This is a genomic window from Salmonella sp. NW177, from assembly GCF_051811585.1.
GTDB lineage: Bacteria > Pseudomonadota > Gammaproteobacteria > Enterobacterales > Enterobacteriaceae > Salmonella > Salmonella enterica.
The window spans coordinates 467,731-486,093 of record NZ_JAMMZV010000001.1; the positions used below are offsets into that span (position 1 = coordinate 467,731).

Consider the following 18,363-nt stretch of genomic DNA (forward strand, 5'->3'; position numbering starts at 1 on the left):
TCATGTCGTTTACCTGTCCGCTTTGCCATCAGCCGCTTACGCAGATTAATAACAGCGTTATATGTCCACAGCGCCATCAGTTTGATGTGGCGAAAGAGGGCTACATCAATCTGCTGCCGGTACAGCATAAACGTTCGCGCGATCCGGGCGACAGCGCCGAAATGATGCAGGCGAGGAGAGCGTTTCTTGATGCAGGCCATTATCAGCCGCTGCGCGATGCCGTGATTAACCTGTTGCGCGAGCGGCTGGATCAGTCGGCCACGGCGATTCTGGATATCGGCTGCGGCGAGGGGTATTACACTCATGCTTTTGCCGAGGCGTTGCCGGGAGTCACCACGTTTGGACTGGACGTTGCTAAAACGGCGATCAAAGCGGCGGCGAAGCGCTATTCGCAGGTGAAGTTTTGTGTGGCGTCAAGCCATCGACTGCCCTTTGCCGATGCGTCAATGGATGCGGTGATCAGAATCTACGCCCCGTGTAAGGCGCAGGAATTGGCGCGTGTGGTGAAACCTGGTGGTTGGGTCGTTACCGCCACGCCGGGACCTCATCATCTGATGGAACTAAAAGGGCTCATTTATGATGAGGTGCGTTTACATGCGCCGTATACCGAGCAGCTCGACGGATTCACATTGCTGCAGAGTACCCGCCTTGCTTATCACATGCAGCTCACCGCCGAAGCGGCTGTAGCACTGTTGCAAATGACGCCATTTGCCTGGCGCGCCAGGCCAGACGTGTGGGAACAACTGGCCGCCAGCGCCGGACTTAGCTGCCAGACGGATTTCAACCTTCATCTCTGGCAGCGTAACCGTTAACCGTGAAAATGCGTCCAGAGGATCTGGACGCCAATTCCTATCAGTACGACCCCGCCGAGAATTTCAGCACGCTTACCCAGCATTGGGCCGATAAAGCGACCGATCATCATTCCGAGGGTGGACATGATAAGCGTGGCGCAACCGATAGCTAATGCGGTAGCGATGATGTTTACCTGCAAAAACGCCAGACCGACGCCAACCGCCATCGCATCGAGGCTGGTCGCGATAGCCGTCGTGACTAATAGCCAAAAGCTGTGGCGACGTAACGGTGTTTCATCTTCATCACTACCGCCGCGGATACCTTCGATGATCATGCGTCCGCCCAGAAAGATCAGCAGAACAAAGGCTATCCAGTGGTTCCATTCCAGAACGAATTTACTCGCCAATATCCCCAGCCCCCAGCCGATTAACGGGGTCAGCGTTTCAACCGCGCCAAAGATAAGGCCGGTACGCAACGCTTCTGAGAATTTGGGTTTATGTAGGGTGGCGCCTTTGCCAATTGATGCCGCGAAAGCATCCATCGACATGCCGAAAGCGAGAAGAACAGTAGCAGTAAAGTGCATGACAGCGTCCTGACCGGGGTATCCATTAAACACATCACTGCCCCCAGCAAACATGCATGTCGCCATTCTGTGACGAAATACACAGCAGTTGATGCGCCTATGGTCTCGCCTGACCAGCGGCGGCTGGTCCGTACGCGCCACGTTTTGCAACGAGTATGTTGACGCGTACATTTCCGGAGTCTGGAAATCGGCTACTCCCCAATTGACGGCGCAACATTAACATATTTTTAGAATATAAAACAACAGCGATAAAATATTATTTGCCTTCTAATTGAAAACGATTTTCATTTAGATTTATTCATCAATAAAACGTTAAATTAAATAACAATTGGTCAATAGAAAATATAGCCTTAGCTATATTATGATTCGAAATAAAATTCGAAAAACATAGTTGAGGCTATATCTTAGATTATTGATTTTCAATAAGAAGTTTATATATTTTTTCGAGATCATCGATATTGCGTACACGGATAAGCAAGCGTCGTTGTTCTAATTGCATCACCAGTACGCCGTCTTCCGATAAATTCATCTCTTTAATACGGTTATATTCTATCCAGACATTGGCGAAGAAAAAGCCACGTTGTTTAAAGATGATCCGTGGCGTGCGGATCCAGAATATATAAAACCCCATTAACGCCAGCGCACTTAATAACCATGTGGTCATCTGCGCTCCGTGGCTGGTTACGTTGTTATAAATAAGGATGGCGACCAGCCCAACGAAGATAACGCTGTCTACGCGACCGCGGCGGAGCAGGGCTATAGAAAGCAGAGTGGGGCCATTGCGACGGGGCATGATGAACTGATCGTAGAGAGCGTAAGCCAATAATGCGGCAATAAAGAGAATCAGCACCAGGTCCGTGATAGTCATTTATCCTCCAGAGAAATAAAAAAACGGGGCCGTTTGGCCCCGGTAGTGTACAACAGCCTTACTGGCCCAGCAGCCCTACGGAGTAGCCGGCGATACCGATGACGAAGAAGCCCACGATAATCCACAGCGGGTTAACTTTCTTACGCAGCAGCCACATACAGGCAAAGGTCAACAGTAGCGGAACCAGACCCGGCATCAGCTGGTCGAGAATGGTTTGCACGGTGGTAACGCGTGTCTGACCATCCTGACCGGTGATGGTGGAGACCACCAGCGGGATATTCACATGCGTCCACTTGTTAACCAATGCCCCCATGACAAACAGGCCGAGGATTGACGCCCCCTCAGTCAGTTTTTGCAGGAAGCCGCCGCCCATATCTTTAACGATATCGACGCCTTTGCGGTAGCCATAAGCCACGCCATAATAACGGGTCGCCAGACGCACCAGGTTAAACAGGATGAAAAACAGCAGCGGACCAAGCAGGCTGCCGCTCATTGCAATACCTGCGCCCAGCGCCGCGAATACCGGACGGACGGTACCCCAGAAGATAGGGTCGCCGACGCCTGCCAGCGGTCCCATCAGACCGACTTTGATACCGTTGATAGCGCCATCGTCAATCTCTGCGCCGTTCGCACGCTTTTCTTCCATTGCCAGGGTCACGCCCAGTACCGGCGCCGCAACGTAAGGATGAGTGTTAAAGAACTCCAGGTGACGCTTAATCGCCTGTTTACGCGCGTCATTATTCTCCGGATACAGGCGACGAATCGCCGGCACCATAGAGAAGCAGAAGCCCAGCGCTTGCATACGTTCGAAGTTCCATGACCCCTGGAACAGGTTAGAACGAAGAAATACGCCGCGAATATCGCTCGGAGTGAGTTTTTTCTCGGTGGTAGTTTTAGTCATATCAACCATTTCGCTCACCTGTTAGTCCAGTTCGTTGTCGAGATCGTTATTGCCAGCAGCCGCTGCAGGCGCGCCCGCTACACGGTTGTATTTCGGGCTCAGCTGGATGTAAAGAATAGCCATCACTGCGCCGATGACACCCAGTGCGACCAGGTTGAAGTTTGTGAAAGCCGCGGTGACGAAACCGAGGTAGAAGAACGGCATCAGGTAGCCTGCGCGCATCATGTTGATAACCATCGCATAACCAACCACGACGATCATGCCGCCGGCGATGTTCAGACCGCCTGTGACGACTTCAGGAATCGCATTCAGCATTCCCTGTACTTCGCTGGTGCCTACGGAGATGGCAACGATAACCGCCGGGATGGCGATACGCATTGCCTGCAGGAACAGAGAAGAAACGTGCAGCCAGGAGAGCGCCGTCAGGTTGCCGTTTTCAGCCGCCTTGTCCGCCGCGTGCTGGAATGCCACGGTGATGGTACGAACGATAATGGTCAGTACCTGGCCTGCCGCCGCCAGCGGAATCGCCAGCGCGATACCGGCGCCAATGCTTTGATGCCCGGCGATGACCAGAACGGTAGAGATGATGGACGCCAGTGCGGCATCAGGCGCAACGGCAGCACCGATGTTCATCCAGCCCAGAGCGATCATTTCCAGAGTACCGCCGATGATAATACCGGTTTTCATGTCCCCCAGAACGGCGCCGATTAAGGTACAGGCGATCAGCGGACGGTGGAACTGAAATTCATCAAGTACCGACTCCATACCTGCGATACATGCGACGATGAACACCAGCACAATCTGAAGAGTGGTAATCTCCATTGTACTTCTCCTATTGCTATCTTAAGTGTGAAAGCTAATTAAATGCCGGCGGTTATTTCGCCACTTTGGCAATTAAATCCATCATTTTCAGTTTCGGATCGGTGGAAACTTTACGCACCTCAAGCTCGATGCCGCGCTCGTTGAGCTTTTTAAAGGCTTCGATATCCTTTTCATCGACGGAAACGGCGTTGTTCACCTGCGTTTTACCTTGACGATAGGCCATACCGCCAATGTTCACGGAAGTGACTTTCACGCCGCCCTCAACGATGCGCTCGACGTCGGTAGGATTGGTAAACAGAAGCATCACGCGTTCACCGGCGTATTTCGGGTTATTGTAGACGCGAATCATTTTCGCGACGTCAACCACATGCGCCGTAACGCCCGGCGGCGCAACTTGCGTCAGCAGCGTTTTACGTACGGTATCCGCCGCGACTTCATCGCTCACAACAATAATACGGCTGACATTGGTCTCTTTGGTCCAGCGGGTAGCGACCTGACCGTGAATGAGGCGGTCATCAATACGGGCAAGCCCGATAACCATATAATCATTCGGGCCCATCGGTTTTGCCGGTGCGGCCGCTTTTGGCGCGGCGGCGACTGGCGCTGGCGCGGCTTTTTCTACCGGTTTCGCTTTCAGCGCTTTTACGCCTTCACGACCGGTTTCTACCGCCAGTGCGACCAGCTCGTCAAAGCTCGGATCGTCGTCACGAGCCATAAACGTTTCGACCAGCATCGGGATGTTGACGCCGGCAATAACTTCATAGCGCTCTTTATCGACGACAATGCGGCTGGCAGCATTAAACGGACTGCCTCCCCATGTATCAACGAGAAATAGCACGCCTTTACTGGTATCGAGTTTAGCCAACTGAGCGTTGTACTTTTCGATCAGCGTTTCGGCATTTTCGCCTGGAACGAAATCGATCCAGCCGACGTTTTCCTGCTCGCCTAACAGCATTTCGGCTGTTTTAAGTAACTGCTCTGCAGCCCAACCATGTGTGCCTATAACAATAGCAATGGTCACTTGCTACCTCCTTTATTATTGTCAACACATCAACTTGACAGATGTATTTTTTGAATCGCCGTCCGCAAGCGAATCGATTCAGATGAGGGTTACAACGAAAAACGCATGATTTTCGTGAATTATTTTAGATATCGAAAAAAATATTTTGTGTGATGGAGATCCGTAATTTTGTTTTCGATAATGAGAAATTTCGAAGTGTAAAATATCCCGGTTACATCTCTTTGCAAAGGAAGGTAAATCTTTGCCAAAAACCAGTTGTCTCTGTTATGTTTAGCTTCCGTTTAATTAGAATGGGGTATAGGGCAGCAGCCCGTTGTATGGATCGTCACCGACGTCATTTCACTCTTTGGCCGTTTTGCGCCTGTCAATCTGGCATATCTTGCCATAGCCTTACTTTGTTTATTGCGTTACCGCCTGCATCCTTTGAGATGTTGTGGGCGCCGTTTAGTCATTCCTTAAGCAGGAGCTTGTCATGGAATTATTAATGGATCCCTCAATTTGGGTGGGTTTACTCACGCTCGTCGTCCTGGAAATTGTCCTGGGTATCGATAACCTGGTCTTTATCGCGATCCTCGCCGATAAATTGCCGCCAAAGCAGCGTGACAAAGCGCGTCTTATCGGGCTCTCGCTGGCGCTGATTATGCGTCTGGCGCTGCTGTCCATTATTTCGTGGCTGGTGACCTTAACAAAGCCGCTCTTTACCGTCTGGGATTTTACCTTCTCCGGCCGCGATTTAATTATGCTGCTGGGCGGTATATTCCTGCTGTTTAAAGCGACCACCGAGCTGCATGAACGTCTGGAAAACCGCGAGCATGACACCGGACACGGTAAAGGCTATGCGAGCTTCTGGGTGGTAGTCACGCAGATTGTCATCCTGGATGCGGTCTTCTCGCTGGACGCCGTGATTACGGCGGTAGGTATGGTAAACCATCTGCCGGTTATGATGGCGGCGGTGGTGATTGCGATGGCGGTGATGCTACTGGCGTCAAAACCGCTGACCCGTTTTGTCAACCAGCATCCGACGGTGGTGGTGCTCTGTCTGAGTTTCCTGCTGATGATCGGCTTGAGCCTGGTGGCGGAAGGGTTTGGTTTCCATATTCCGAAAGGCTACCTGTACGCGGCAATTGGTTTCTCGATCGTTATCGAGGTGTTTAACCAGATTGCGCGCCGCAACTTTATTCGTCATCAGTCCACGTTGCCGCTGCGCGCGCGTACTGCGGACGCTATCCTGCGTCTGATGGGCGGTAAACGCCAGGCGAGTACGCAACATGAGACGGATAGCCCGGCCGCGATATCGGTGTCGGAAGGCGCCTTCGCCGAAGAAGAACGCTACATGATTAACGGCGTACTGACTCTGGCGTCGCGCTCCCTGCGCGGCATTATGACGCCGCGAGGCGAAATTAGTTGGGTGGATGCGAATCTCAGCGTAGCTGAAATCCGTCAGCAGTTACTCTCTTCTCCGCATAGCCTGTTCCCGGTATGTCGGGGCGAGCTGGATGAAATTATCGGTATCGTTCGGGCGAAAGAGTTGCTGGTGGCGCTGGAAGAGGGCGCGGACGTTGCGGCTATCGCCGCGTCTTCTCCGGCGATAGTGGTGCCGGAAACGCTTGATCCTATCAATCTGTTAGGCGTTTTGCGTCGCGCGCGCGGCAGTTTCGTTATCGTCACGAACGAGTTCGGCGTGGTGCAGGGGCTGGTTACGCCGCTGGATGTGCTGGAAGCGATTGCCGGTGAGTTCCCGGATGCCGATGAAACGCCGGAAATCGTTGCCGATGCCGAGGGCTGGATAGTGAAGGGCGGCACCGATCTCCATGCGCTACAGCAGGCGCTGGAAGTTGACCATCTGGTGAACGAAGAGGGCGATATTGCGACGGTCGCGGGGTTAGTGATCGCCGCTAATGGTCATATTCCTCGTGTAGGCGATGTCATTGATGTTCCGCCACTGCGGATCACCATTGTCGAGGCCAACGACTACCGTGTCGATCTGGTTCGGATTGTTAAAGAACAGCCTGCCCACGACGAAGAGGAATAACGTCACACGCAGGAATCAAGTCTATAGATGCGGCATCGCGGACATAATCTGTCCGTTATGCCGGGTGGGCGGCGGCGCGCTGCCCGCCAGCCACTGTGGAAATTCGCTAATGGGCATCGGCTTCGCATAGAGATAGCCCTGTAACATTTGCACGCCATGCTGGCGCAAATGCTGTGCCTGCGTCTGGTTTTCGACCCCTTCCGCCACCAGTTCAATATTCAGTCTCTGCCCTAGCGCGATAATAATATCGGTCACCGTTGAATTGACCGCATCGGTACCGATGGCCGCGGTGAAGGATTTATCGATTTTCAAAATATCCGGCCGCAGTTTTTCCAACCAGGAGAGCGAGCTGTTTCCTGTGCCAAAATCATCGATGGCTAACTTCACGCCTTTACGATGCAGCTCGCGCATCAGGCGGTAATCAACGTCAAGCAACGCGTCGCGTTCCGTGAGCTCCAGCACCAGTTGCTGAACAGGTTCCGCACTAAACCAGTACTGATTAAGATCCTTGAGAAGCACGCCGTGTCGGAAATGGCTTGCCGCCACATTGATGCCGATATGAAACTGATGGTTGATGGGGAAGTAGTGCCGCTGCCGAATGGTTTCCGCAATCACATAGCGGGTCAGCGGCGCTATCAGGTTATGCTCTTCGGCGATAGGAATAAAAACATCCGGAGAGATCCAGCCCTGGCGCGGGTTGTTCCAGCGTAACAGGATCTCAACGCCGGTACACTGCTGCGTGCGGGCATTAAGCAACGGCTGACAAAATAGCTCAAACTCCCGTTCGGCAAGGGCCAAATTAATCTCCCAGGAAAAGCTCATTCTGCTGGCCGTTGCCAGCCAGGCGATATAACCGATCAACAGGCTAAGCAATACGGCCAGCGGTAACTGCGTCGGGAGATGTTTGAACGCCAGTACGCCTGCCGACGGCCCGCTGACGCTGATAGTAAAAGGGAAATGCCGCGATGAAAGCTGGTAACGCTCTTCATCTTTTTTTAATTCTGGAAGAGTATCGACCACGCCCCGACCATATAACAGGTGCCGTTTGCCGACCGTCAGGCTGGCGCTGGTAATTTGCGGCTGCTGTGGCTCAAGTAGCATGGTCGCCAGCAAGTCAATATTCACAATTTCCATCACGCCATCCTGGCCATCGGCAGAGGCGGGATACCACTGAATGAGGATCGGGCTTCCCTTGAGTAACGATTGATCCGTGGAAAGTAGCAGCAGATCGCCAGCTGCGGGAAGATCGGGTTGAAGCTGGCGTATGGGAGTATTACGGGCGCCAAAAATGCTTGAGCAGTAGAGAATTCCCTCTTTTACCAGCCCGATAGAACGAATGGTTTGCAGGCGGGCGGCTTGCTTACGCAACGGCAAATGCGCGGTCGCGCACGGAAGCTCAAGCAAGGGTAGCAGTATGTTTCGTCCGACCAGGAGAGGATGCAGCACATTATCCAGCGCATCAACGGCATGATTCGCGAATGCAACCGTGCGATGGTGATTTAAGTTCCGCTCCGAAATAAATCGGATACTCAGCGTAAGAATGAGCGTGACCAGTGCACAAATCGTGCAAACAATGAAACGATTACGGCGATAATGATTGATGATCCGTTGTGCTGTTTGCATGCGGGCCGCCCAATAAGCGTTGGCGACAAAAGCCAACCGCGACACAGCAAGTGTAGTGGGGAAATGTGGAGTCGACGAGGAAGAGATAAAAATTTCGCCCATCCGTAGCAGATGGGCGAAGGGAGGGGAAATGGCGTTTAATCACACTGGACTTTAATGGCCAACCCGCCGCGCGACGTTTCACGGTATTTGGCGTTCATGTCTTTTCCGGTCTCGTACATCGTTTCGATGACTTTATCCAGCGAGACACGCGGCGCGCTGGTTCGACGCATGGCCATACGCGCAGCGTTGATCGCTTTAACCGAAGCAATGGCGTTACGCTCAATACACGGCACCTGCACCTGACCGGCAACCGGGTCGCAGGTCAGCCCCAGGTTATGCTCCATGCCGATTTCAGCGGCAACGCAAACCTGTTCCGGGCTGGCGCCCAACAATTCAGCAAGGCCTGCCGCCGCCATCGAACAGGCGACCCCGACTTCTCCCTGACAGCCGACTTCCGCGCCGGAAATAGACGCGTTCATCTTATACAGCGCGCCAATAGCGCCTGCCGCCAGGAAGTAGCGGGTGTAAATATCCGGGCTGACTGATTCAATAAAATGGTCGTAGTAAGCCAGTACCGCAGGAACGATGCCGCACGCGCCATTGGTTGGCGCCGTCACGACGCGGCCGCCTGCGGCGTTCTCTTCGTTCACCGCCAGAGCAAACATATTCACCCAGTCAATGACGTTCATCGGATCGCTGGAAAGCTTATCGCTGGAAACCAGCATACGACGCAGCGCGGAGGCGCGACGCGGTACGCGCAGCGGCCCCGGCAGCACGCCTTCGGTATTCATACCGCGATCAATACAGGCCTGCATGGTCTGCCAGACGTGACCGAAATACTCTTCAATCTCTTTCTTGCTATGCAGCGCCAGTTCGTTTTGCATCACCATGCCGGAGAGTGAAAGGCCGGTACTGTTGCAATACTCCAGCATTTCTTTCGCCGATTTAAACGGATAAGGTACAGTAACCTCATTCGTCGCTTCCTGGCCGAAATGCTCTTCATCAACGATAAAGCCGCCGCCGATGGAATAGTACGTCTTGCTATAAATGACCGTGTCGTCATGCCAGGCGTGGATCTGCATCCCGTTTTCATGCAGCGGCAAATTGCCGTTGTGAAAACGCATTCCGTCATCTTTCGGGAAGTCGACTTCGTGACGTCCCTGGGCCAGTAACAGACGCTCGCGCGTTTCGACGTCGCGAATAAAACCGGGGATACTATCAATATCCACGGTAGCGGGTTCATTACCCGCCAGACCCATAATAATGGCGATATCGGTATGGTGACCTTTCCCCGTCAGCGACAGCGAGCCGTAGACATCGACAGCGACGCGGGTAACGTTATCCAGTAATCCTTTTTCGACCAGGTCATCGACGAACTGTTTACCGGCCTTCATCGGGCCAACAGTGTGGGAAGAGGAGGGACCAATCCCTACCTTAAACATGTCGAATAGGCTAATCACGATAATACTCCTGACAGGGCAACCGGGGCTTCCGGTTACGATGTTATAACTGCGCATAGTGTAAGAGGGAACGCTGGCATCAGCTTAACTATTCACATGAATTAAACTAATGAATAACCGCGTTTTTACTAATATTGCGACAGTAATCTCAAGTCGTGTCTTGCGCGCGTAAAGTTAAGTATATACACGTTGCCCTTCAGGCTGCCTCTTTGGGGGAGGCGATTGTTACCGCCTTGAGGCAACGTGAATGGCGTTGTGTACAGTCAGGGCTTTACGCCGATTTGCAGCGCCAGCTCACGAAGAATGTTTGCGGTCATGCCCCAGACGAAATAATGCTCATACCAGGAGAGCCATACGCGGTGCGAATTGCCGCGACGGTAAACATCAAGCGGATGATATCGACCCAGTTGCAACGCTTGCGCCAGCGGCATTTCAAACACCGCAGACACTTCGTCTTCACTGGCGCGCCAGGGGAGATTTGGCGGAATAATGCCGACCACCGGGGTGACCTGAAAACCGGTCACGCTGTCTACCGGCGGTAAAACGCCAATCACTTCCACGGCTTGCGGCGGGATGGCGACTTCCTCCTGCGCTTCGCGAAGCGCTGCGGCGATAAGCGAAGCATCGGTACTGTCCACGGCCCCGCCGGGAAAGGCGACCTGTCCGGCGTGTTTGCGCAGATGAATAGCCCGCTGGGTCAACAGCAGCCCCGGTTGGGGGCGGCGAACCACAGGGATCAGTACGGCGGCCTGACGTTGGTTTAACGTTTCATGAGTTATCTGCGGGCGCAAAAGCTGAAAGCGCGATAAGAAATGATCGAGCGTCAGACGGCTGGTATCCACGTATTAGTTCTCCAGTGGGTGCAGGATACGATTAACTTTATCAAAAGTTTCCTGATATTCCGCTTCTTCCTTGCTATCGGCCACGATACCGCCGCCGGCTGAGCAATAGAGTTGGCCCTGCGTTGCCGTGACGGTGCGGATAGTAATACTGGTATCCATCTTGCCGCAGAAACTCAGATAACCGATGCTACCGCACCAGGCGTTGCGTCGCTGCGGCTCCAGTTCGTCGATAATTTCCATTGCCCGCACTTTAGGCGCGCCGGTAATGGAGCCGCCGGGGAAAGCGGCGCGCAGCAGGTCGGTAGCATGAAGCGAGTCCGGTAAACGGGCGGTAATGGTGCTAACCAGATGGTGAACGGCAGGAAATGGTTCGACGACGAACAGTTCCGGCACTTTCACCGAACCAGGTACGGCGACCCGGCCAATATCGTTACGCATCAAATCGACGATCATCAAATTTTCAGCGCGATCTTTCATTGAGTTGGCCAGTTTCTGCGCCTGCTGACGATCCGCCTGCGGATCGTTAAGCCGTGGAAGCGTACCTTTGATCGGGCGCGTCTGGATATGACCATTCTCCAGTTGGATAAAACGCTCGGGAGAAAGGCTCAATATGGCGCCGTCATGTAAACGAAGAAAGGCGCTGAACGGGGCGCGATTTGCGCGGTTAAGGCGTTCGAATGCCTGCCACTCATCACCCTCGTAGCTCGCCTGAAAACGCTGGGAAAGATTGACCTGATAGCAGTCCCCGCTGTGCAGCCAGGCCTGCACCTGACGAAACTTCTCGCCATACTCGCAACGCGTCATATTGGATTGCCAGGCCGAGGTAAGCCTGAAGGGCGTTCGGGTTGGCGCGCGCTGGCTGGTGAGCCAGCGATATCGGGCGTCTGCATCGTGATAGCTTATCAGCGACACCACCTGTTTTTGGTGATCGACAATCAGCGCCCAGTCGTAAAGGCCAATCGCCATATCGGGTAAAGCGATATCGCGCGCGGCAGTATCGGGCAGAATTTCGAAACGCCGCCCTAAATCATAACCAAACAGACCCAGCGCGCCGCCCTGAAAGGGTAAGTCAGGGTCAGGCTGAGGATGAAAAGGCAGCGCCTCCAGTTGAGTCTGCAAAACGTGTAACGGATCGTCGAGAGTGACGGTAGTCGTGCGCGCAGTACATACCGTGGTTTCCTGCGCGCGCGTGGTCAGCGTGGTGACAGGATCGGCGACCAGAATATCAAAGCGGTTATAGGGATGAATAGCATCACCTGAATGCAGCAGCATCGCCCAGGGCAAATGGTTTACGGGCGCAAAATAGTGTTCAGCGGCGTCCGGACGCCAGGGTAAGGTGATAACAGTGGGAGATAACGTCTTCATCATTCCTGACTCGTTACAACACTACTGGCTTACCGCCGGGTAGCGTGAAATAATTAGCGCTAACAATTTAGCAGGAGTTAATCATGTTTGCAGGTTTACCTTCACTCAGTCATGAACAACAGCAAAAAGCCGTAGAACGTATCCAGGAATTGATGTCGCAAGGTATGAGTAGCGGAGAAGCGATTGCCCAGGTGGCGGGCGAACTTCGCGCCAACCATACCGGCGAACGGATAGTGGCGCGTTTTGAGGATGAAGACGAATAACCGGCTTATACCGCCGCGACAATCTTAATCTCAACTTTATATTTCGGATTCATCAACCCGGCCTGTACGGTACAGCGTACCGGCGCATGGCCTGCGACGACCCACGCATCCCACGCCTTATTCATGGCGGCAAAATCCGCTTTATCGCTCAGGAAAATAGTGGCATCCAGAATACGTGACTTACTGGAGCCCTGTTTTTCCAGCACCGCATCAATTTGCGCCAGAGTATTCGCCGTTTGCTCAAAAGCATCGGCGTCCAGGTTTTCCGGCACGCCGGTATACCACAGCGTATTATTGTAGATCACCACGTCTGACCAACGATCTTCGGCATCAATACGCACGATAGACATTACTTATTCCTCATTTGCTTTCCATTTGAATGGCTCAAGACTGCCACAATGTGGCGCCGCCGTCACCTCTGTAACTGGCGTAAGCCTTTCTACCCTGACATAATCCCTGTGCAAATTAACAGGGGGCAGTGTGACGGACGATTTTGCAGCAGATGGCCAACTGGCCAAAGCGATAACTGGCTTTAAACCGCGCGAACCACAGCGGCAAATGGCGGTTGCCGTAACACAAGCGATTGAAAATGCGCAGCCTCTGGTTGTTGAAGCCGGCACCGGAACCGGGAAGACCTATGCTTACCTCGCTCCGGCGTTGCGCGCCGGGAAAAAAGTCATTATTTCGACCGGGTCGAAAGCGTTGCAGGATCAACTCTACAGCCGCGATCTGCCGACGGTAGCAAAAGCGTTGGCATTTACCGGTAAGACGGCCCTGTTGAAAGGACGTTCAAACTACCTCTGCCTGGAGCGGCTGGAACAACAAGCGCTGGCGGGCGGCGATTTACCGGTACAAACGTTAAGCGACGTGATATTGCTGCGCTCCTGGTCAAATCAGACGCGGGATGGCGATATCAGCACCTGCGTCAGCGTGGCGGAGGATTCCCAGGCCTGGCCGCTGGTCACCAGTACCAACGACAACTGCCTTGGCAGCGATTGCCCGCTCTACAAAGAGTGCTTTGTGGTGAAAGCGCGTAAAAAGGCGATGGACGCGGATGTGGTGATTGTAAACCACCACCTTTTTCTTGCGGATATGGTGGTTAAAGAGAGCGGGTTTGGCGAACTTATCCCTCAGGCTGAAGTAATGATCTTCGATGAAGCCCACCAACTGCCTGACATCGCCAGCCAGTATTTCGGACAATCGCTCTCCAGCCGTCAGTTGCTGGATTTAGCAAAAGACATCACCATCGCCTACCGGACGGAACTGAAAGACACTCAACAGTTGCAAAAATGCGCCGATCGCCTTGCCCAGAGCGCCCAGGATTTTCGTCTGCAACTGGGGGAGCCCGGCTACCGGGGAAATTTGCGTGAACTGTTAGCCGACCCACGTATCCAACGGGCATTTTTAATGCTGGATGATACGCTGGAGCTTTGTTACGACGTGGCGAAGCTGTCGCTGGGTCGTTCAGCGCTGCTGGATGCGGCTTTTGAACGCGCCACGCTATACCGTTCACGGCTGAAACGCTTAAAAGAGATCAATCAGCCGGGATACAGCTACTGGTATGAGTGCACCTCGCGCCATTTCACCCTGGCGCTGACGCCGCTCACCGTGGCGGACAAATTCAAAGAGGTGATGGAACAGAAGCCCGGTAGCTGGATTTTTACCTCGGCCACGTTGTCGGTAAATGATGATCTTCACCACTTTACCGCCCGTCTGGGAATTGAACAGGCAGAATCCATGCTACTGCCCAGCCCATTCGACTATACGCGCCAGGCGTTACTCTGCGTACCGCGTAACCTACCGCAAACCAACCAGCCCGGCGCGGCGCGACAGTTGGCGGCTATGCTCAGGCCGATTATCGAAGCCAATAACGGGCGATGTTTTATGCTGTGCACCTCGCACGCCATGATGCGCGATCTGGCGGAGCAGTTTCGCGCCACCATGACGCTGCCAGTATTATTGCAAGGGGAAACCAGTAAAGGCCAACTGTTACAGCAATTTGTTAGCGCCGGAAACGCGCTGCTCGTCGCCACCAGCAGCTTCTGGGAAGGGGTGGACGTGCGCGGCGATACGTTATCGTTGGTGATTATCGACAAATTGCCGTTTACTTCCCCGGACGACCCGTTGTTAAAAGCGCGAATGGAAGACTGTCGTTTGCGCGGTGGCGATCCGTTTGATGAGGTTCAACTGCCCGATGCGGTGATTACGCTGAAGCAGGGGGTGGGGCGGCTAATTCGCGATGCGGACGATCGCGGGGTGTTAGTGATTTGTGATAACCGGCTGGTGATGCGGCCCTATGGCGCCACGTTTCTCGCCAGCCTGCCTCCTGCGCCGCGCACGCGTGATATCGCCCGTGCCGTTCGCTTTCTTGCGATTCCATCCGCCGAGTAATTTGTTACGGAGTATGGTAAGATGCGCGCTATTTTATTGATCTAAGCACGAAACCTCATGCGAATTCTGGCTATCGATACCGCCACAGAGGCCTGTTCTGTCGCCCTGTGGAACAACGGTACTATCAATGCTCACTTTGAGCTTTGTCCACGAGAACACACTCAACGTATCCTGCCCATGGTGCAGGAGATTCTGGCCGCCAGCGGCGCCTCGCTCAATGAGATAGATGCGCTGGCGTTTGGGCGCGGTCCGGGCAGCTTTACCGGCGTGCGTATCGGTATTGGTATTGCGCAAGGGCTGGCGTTAGGGGCAAATCTGCCGATGATCGGTGTTTCGACGCTTGCCACGATGGCGCAGGGCGCATGGCGTAAAACTGGCGCGACCCGCGTACTCGCTGCGATTGACGCGCGGATGGGCGAAGTGTACTGGGCGGAATACCAGCGTGATGCGCAGGGCGTCTGGCAGGGCGAAGAGACGGAAGCGGTGCTGAAACCGGAACGGGTCGGCGAGCGGTTGAAACAGCTTTCCGGCGAGTGGGCGACCGTAGGAACGGGTTGGTCCGCGTGGCCCGATCTGGCGAAGGAGTGCGGCCTGACGCTTCATTATGGGGAGGTGTCGCTCCCGGCAGCGGAAGATATGTTACCCATCGCCAGTCAAAAGCTGGCGGCAGGAGAGACCGTTGCCGTGGAACATGCCGAGCCGGTTTATTTGCGTAACGAAGTGGCGTGGAAGAAACTTCCCGGCAAAGAATGACTCTCACTACTATTACCCCCCATACTTTATGCTGTGGGGTGGAATAGAGGTCGAGAAAAAGGAGTCGCATCATGGCGGTTCAAAAACGGTTAATAAAAGGGGCGCTGGCGTGCGCTTTTGCGCTTATGCTGAGCGGTTGCGTGACTATCCCGGATGCCATTAAAGGTTCGAGTCCGACGCCGCAGCAGGATTTGGTGCGGGTGATGAATGCGCCACAGCTCTATATCGGGCAAGAGGCGCGTTTGGGCGGCAAAGTTGTGGCGGTACAAAATCAGCAGGGAAAAACCCGGCTTGAAATCGCGACCGTACCGCTCGACAGCGGCGCGCGTCCTGTTCTGGGCGAAGCCTCGCGCGGCAGAATTTTTGCCGATGTGAACGGTTTTCTGGACCCGGTGGACTTCCGTGGCCAGTTAGTTACCGTTGTCGGCCCGATAACCGGCACGGTTGACGGTAAAATCGGCAATACGCCGTATAAATTTATGCTGATGCAGGCTACCGGCTATAAACGCTGGCATCTTGTTCAGCAGGTCGTCATGCCTCCACAGCCGATCGATCCGTGGTTTTACGGCGGACGCGCCTGGCCTTATGGCTATGGCGGTTGGGGGTGGTATAACCCTGGACCCGCAGAGGTTCAGACGATAGTAACAGAGTAACTCTTTGTTTTATCAATAAAAGAAACAGCGGCTGGTCCGCTGTTTCTGCATTCATAGAGACATAATAAAAATAAATAGTGACGCGCTTCGCAACCTTTCAGTTGCGTAATTAATAAACTGGTACGCTGAGTTAATATAATGTTAACGACTTGTTTATTAACTGGGGTTGTGATGACGACGAACACTCATTTTAGAGGTGATGCATTGAAGAAGGTTTGGCTTAACCGTTATCCTGCTGATGTTCCGGCGGAGATCAACCCTGACCGTTATCAATCCCTGGTTGAACTGTTTGAACATGCGGCGACGCGCTATGCCGATCAGCCTGCGTTCGTCAATATGGGGGAGGTAATGACCTTCCGCAAATTAGAAGAACGTAGTCGGGCATTTGCGGCTTATTTACAACAAGGGCTGGGACTCAAAAAAGGCGACCGTGTGGCGCTGATGATGCCAAACCTGTTGCAGTATCCCGTCGCGCTATTTGGTATTTTACGCGCCGGCATGATTGTGGTGAACGTTAATCCGCTTTACACGCCGCGCGAACTTGAGCATCAGCTTAACGATAGCGGCGCGGCGGCAATCATTATTGTTTCTAACTTTGCCCATACGCTGGAAAAAGTGGTCGAGAAAACGTCGGTACAGCACGTTATTCTGACGCGGATGGGCGACCAGCTTTCTACCGCCAAAGGTACGGTTGTTAACTTTGTCGTGAAATACATCAAGCGTCTGGTGCCAAAATACCACTTGCCAGATGCGATCTCGTTTCGCAGCGCGCTACAGCATGGCTACCGTATGCAGTATGTAAAACCCGAGGTTGTCGCTGAAGATCTGGCTTTCCTGCAATATACCGGCGGTACGACGGGCGTGGCGAAAGGCGCGATGTTGACCCACCGCAATATGCTGGCGAATCTGGAGCAGGTGAAAGCGACCTATGGGCCGCTGCTGCACCCGGGGAAAGAGCTGGTAGTGACCGCGCTGCCGCTGTATCACATTTTTGCCTTAACCATGAACTGTCTGCTTTTTATCGAGCTGGGTGGGCAAAACCTGCTGATTACCAATCCGCGTGATATCCCCGGCCTGGTCAAGGAGCTGGCGAAATATCCATTTACGGCGATGACTGGCGTTAATACGCTATTCAACGCTCTGCTCAATAATAAAGAGTTTCAACAGCTGGATTTTTCTTCGCTGCATCTGTCAGCCGGCGGCGGGATGCCGGTGCAAAACGTCGTTGCGGAACGTTGGGTAAAGCTGACCGGGCAATACCTGCTGGAAGGCTACGGGCTGACCGAGTGCGCCCCGCTGGTGAGCGTCAACCCGCATGATATTGATTATCACAGCGGCAGTATCGGCCTGCCAGTGCCTTCAACAGAAGCCAAACTGGTGGATGACGATGATAACGAAGTCGCGCCGGGTGAGGCCGGAGAGCTTTGCGTGAAAGGCCCGCAGGTTATGCTGGGATACTGGCAGCGTCCTGACGCGACGGATGAAATCATTAAAGATGGCTGGCTGCATACGGGCGATATTGCGGTTATGGATGAAGAGGGCTTTCTGCGGATTGTCGATCGTAAGAAAGATATGATTCTGGTTTCTGGTTTCAACGTTTATCCAAACGAAATTGAAGATGTGGTGATGCAGCATTCTGGCGTGCAGGAAGTCGCGGCGGTTGGCGTGCCTTCCGGTAGTAGCGGCGAAGCGGTGAAGCTTTTTGTGGTTAAGAAAGATCCGGCATTGACTGACGATGCGTTGATCACCTTCTGCCGTCGCCATCTGACCGGATATAAGGTGCCCAAACAGGTAGAGTTTCGCGAGGAATTACCAAAATCTAACGTTGGGAAAATTTTACGACGAGAACTGCGTGACGAAGCCCGTGGCAAAGTAGACAATAAAGCCTGAGCGTTAAGTCAGCTAACGAGAGACGCCGGTTAAGCCGGCGTTTTTTTTGGCGCGAACCAAAG

At 53.6% G+C, this 18,363-nt stretch carries 18 protein-coding genes and 1 riboswitch; of the genes, 8 read left to right on the forward strand and 10 right to left on the reverse strand.

The genetic code is table 11. The features are described from left to right. Positions 1 to 2 precede the first annotated feature (2 nt). Positions 3 to 812 (forward strand): 23S rRNA (guanine(745)-N(1))-methyltransferase, encoded by an 810-nt coding sequence (gene rlmA, locus NA986_RS02515; protein ID WP_000010920.1) that lies wholly within the window; start codon positions 3 to 5, stop codon positions 810 to 812. Here the strand turns inward: rlmA and mntP are convergent. The 5 genes from mntP to manX all read right to left on the reverse strand — a co-directional run bounded on the left by mntP (position 809) and on the right by manX (position 4,987). Then, a complete protein-coding gene (gene mntP, locus NA986_RS02520) occupies positions 809 to 1,375 on the reverse strand; it encodes a manganese efflux pump MntP (protein WP_001518359.1) in 567 nt (188 codons plus the stop codon). The genes rlmA and mntP overlap by 4 nt on opposite strands. 111 nt (positions 1,376 to 1,486) lie before the next feature. Then, a riboswitch (yybP-ykoY riboswitch) is annotated at positions 1,487 to 1,588 on the reverse strand. Positions 1,589 to 1,784: 196 nt separating this feature from the next. Beyond that, entirely contained in the window at positions 1,785 to 2,243 is a 459-nt protein-coding gene (locus NA986_RS02525) for a DUF986 family protein (RefSeq protein ID WP_000156280.1), read from the reverse strand. A gap of 58 nt (positions 2,244 to 2,301) precedes the next feature. Further along, entirely contained in the window at positions 2,302 to 3,153 is an 852-nt protein-coding gene (locus tag NA986_RS02530) for a PTS mannose transporter subunit IID (protein WP_001518647.1), read from the reverse strand. A 12-nt stretch (positions 3,154 to 3,165) separates the two neighbouring features. After that, positions 3,166 to 3,966 carry a PTS mannose transporter subunit IIC gene (gene manY / locus NA986_RS02535; RefSeq protein WP_000406918.1) on the reverse strand — a complete coding sequence of 267 codons (801 nt, stop codon included), beginning with the start codon at positions 3,964 to 3,966 and terminating at the stop codon, positions 3,166 to 3,168. Between the two features lie 52 nt (positions 3,967 to 4,018). Then, the gene (gene manX, locus NA986_RS02540; protein WP_000150521.1) at positions 4,019 to 4,987 is read right to left on the reverse strand and encodes a PTS mannose transporter subunit IIAB; all 969 of its coding nucleotides are present in this window, start codon (positions 4,985 to 4,987) and stop codon (positions 4,019 to 4,021) included. Between the two features lie 317 nt (positions 4,988 to 5,304). On the opposite strand from manX, the gene NA986_RS02545 reads away from it, so the two are divergent. Beyond that, complete coding sequence (locus NA986_RS02545; protein ID WP_370739650.1) at positions 5,305 to 5,472, forward strand: protein YoaL; 168 nt, start codon at positions 5,305 to 5,307, stop codon at positions 5,470 to 5,472. Beyond that, the gene (yoaE, locus tag NA986_RS02550; RefSeq protein WP_000421815.1) at positions 5,460 to 7,019 is read left to right on the forward strand and encodes a CNNM family cation transport protein YoaE; all 1,560 of its coding nucleotides are present in this window, start codon (positions 5,460 to 5,462) and stop codon (positions 7,017 to 7,019) included. Before NA986_RS02545 ends, yoaE begins: the two co-directional genes overlap by 13 nt. A gap of 21 nt (positions 7,020 to 7,040) precedes the next feature. On the opposite strand, the gene NA986_RS02555 is transcribed toward yoaE, so the two are convergent. The 4 genes from NA986_RS02555 to pabB form a co-directional block, all read right to left on the reverse strand. Next, the gene (locus NA986_RS02555; protein ID WP_023206803.1) at positions 7,041 to 8,642 is read right to left on the reverse strand and encodes an EAL domain-containing protein; all 1,602 of its coding nucleotides are present in this window, start codon (positions 8,640 to 8,642) and stop codon (positions 7,041 to 7,043) included. 137 nt (positions 8,643 to 8,779) lie between these two features. After that, positions 8,780 to 10,144, reverse strand: coding sequence for an L-serine ammonia-lyase (gene sdaA / locus NA986_RS02560; protein ID WP_000624277.1), 1,365 nt, complete (start codon positions 10,142 to 10,144; stop codon positions 8,780 to 8,782). A 263-nt stretch (positions 10,145 to 10,407) separates the two neighbouring features. Next, a complete protein-coding gene (locus NA986_RS02565; protein ID WP_000381531.1) occupies positions 10,408 to 10,986 on the reverse strand; it encodes a CoA pyrophosphatase in 579 nt (192 codons plus the stop codon). Between the two features lie 3 nt (positions 10,987 to 10,989). Continuing rightward, a complete protein-coding gene (gene pabB, locus NA986_RS02570) occupies positions 10,990 to 12,354 on the reverse strand; it encodes an aminodeoxychorismate synthase component 1 (protein ID WP_077911547.1) in 1,365 nt (454 codons plus the stop codon). A gap of 80 nt (positions 12,355 to 12,434) precedes the next feature. Between pabB and NA986_RS02575 the strand changes: the two genes are divergently transcribed. Then, positions 12,435 to 12,614: a YoaH family protein gene (locus NA986_RS02575; RefSeq protein WP_000457328.1), complete on the forward strand. Its 180-nt coding sequence runs from the start codon at positions 12,435 to 12,437 to the stop codon at positions 12,612 to 12,614. 5 nt (positions 12,615 to 12,619) lie between these two features. On the opposite strand, the gene NA986_RS02580 is transcribed toward NA986_RS02575, so the two are convergent. Then, entirely contained in the window at positions 12,620 to 12,964 is a 345-nt protein-coding gene (locus NA986_RS02580) for a RidA family protein (protein ID WP_000029550.1), read from the reverse strand. A 130-nt stretch (positions 12,965 to 13,094) separates the two neighbouring features. Between NA986_RS02580 and NA986_RS02585 the strand changes: the two genes are divergently transcribed. The 4 genes from NA986_RS02585 (at position 13,095) to fadD (ending at position 18,301) form a co-directional block, all read left to right on the forward strand. Beyond that, complete coding sequence (locus NA986_RS02585; protein WP_023216511.1) at positions 13,095 to 15,005, forward strand: ATP-dependent DNA helicase; 1,911 nt, start codon at positions 13,095 to 13,097, stop codon at positions 15,003 to 15,005. Between the two features lie 57 nt (positions 15,006 to 15,062). Further along, complete coding sequence (gene tsaB, locus NA986_RS02590; RefSeq protein ID WP_023216510.1) at positions 15,063 to 15,758, forward strand: tRNA (adenosine(37)-N6)-threonylcarbamoyltransferase complex dimerization subunit type 1 TsaB; 696 nt, start codon at positions 15,063 to 15,065, stop codon at positions 15,756 to 15,758. A 71-nt stretch (positions 15,759 to 15,829) separates the two neighbouring features. After that, positions 15,830 to 16,411: a Slp family lipoprotein gene (locus NA986_RS02595; RefSeq protein WP_023216509.1), complete on the forward strand. Its 582-nt coding sequence runs from the start codon at positions 15,830 to 15,832 to the stop codon at positions 16,409 to 16,411. 204 nt (positions 16,412 to 16,615) lie between these two features. Beyond that, positions 16,616 to 18,301 carry a long-chain-fatty-acid--CoA ligase FadD gene (fadD, locus tag NA986_RS02600; RefSeq protein WP_001532413.1) on the forward strand — a complete coding sequence of 562 codons (1,686 nt, stop codon included), beginning with the start codon at positions 16,616 to 16,618 and terminating at the stop codon, positions 18,299 to 18,301. Positions 18,302 to 18,363 lie beyond the last annotated feature (62 nt).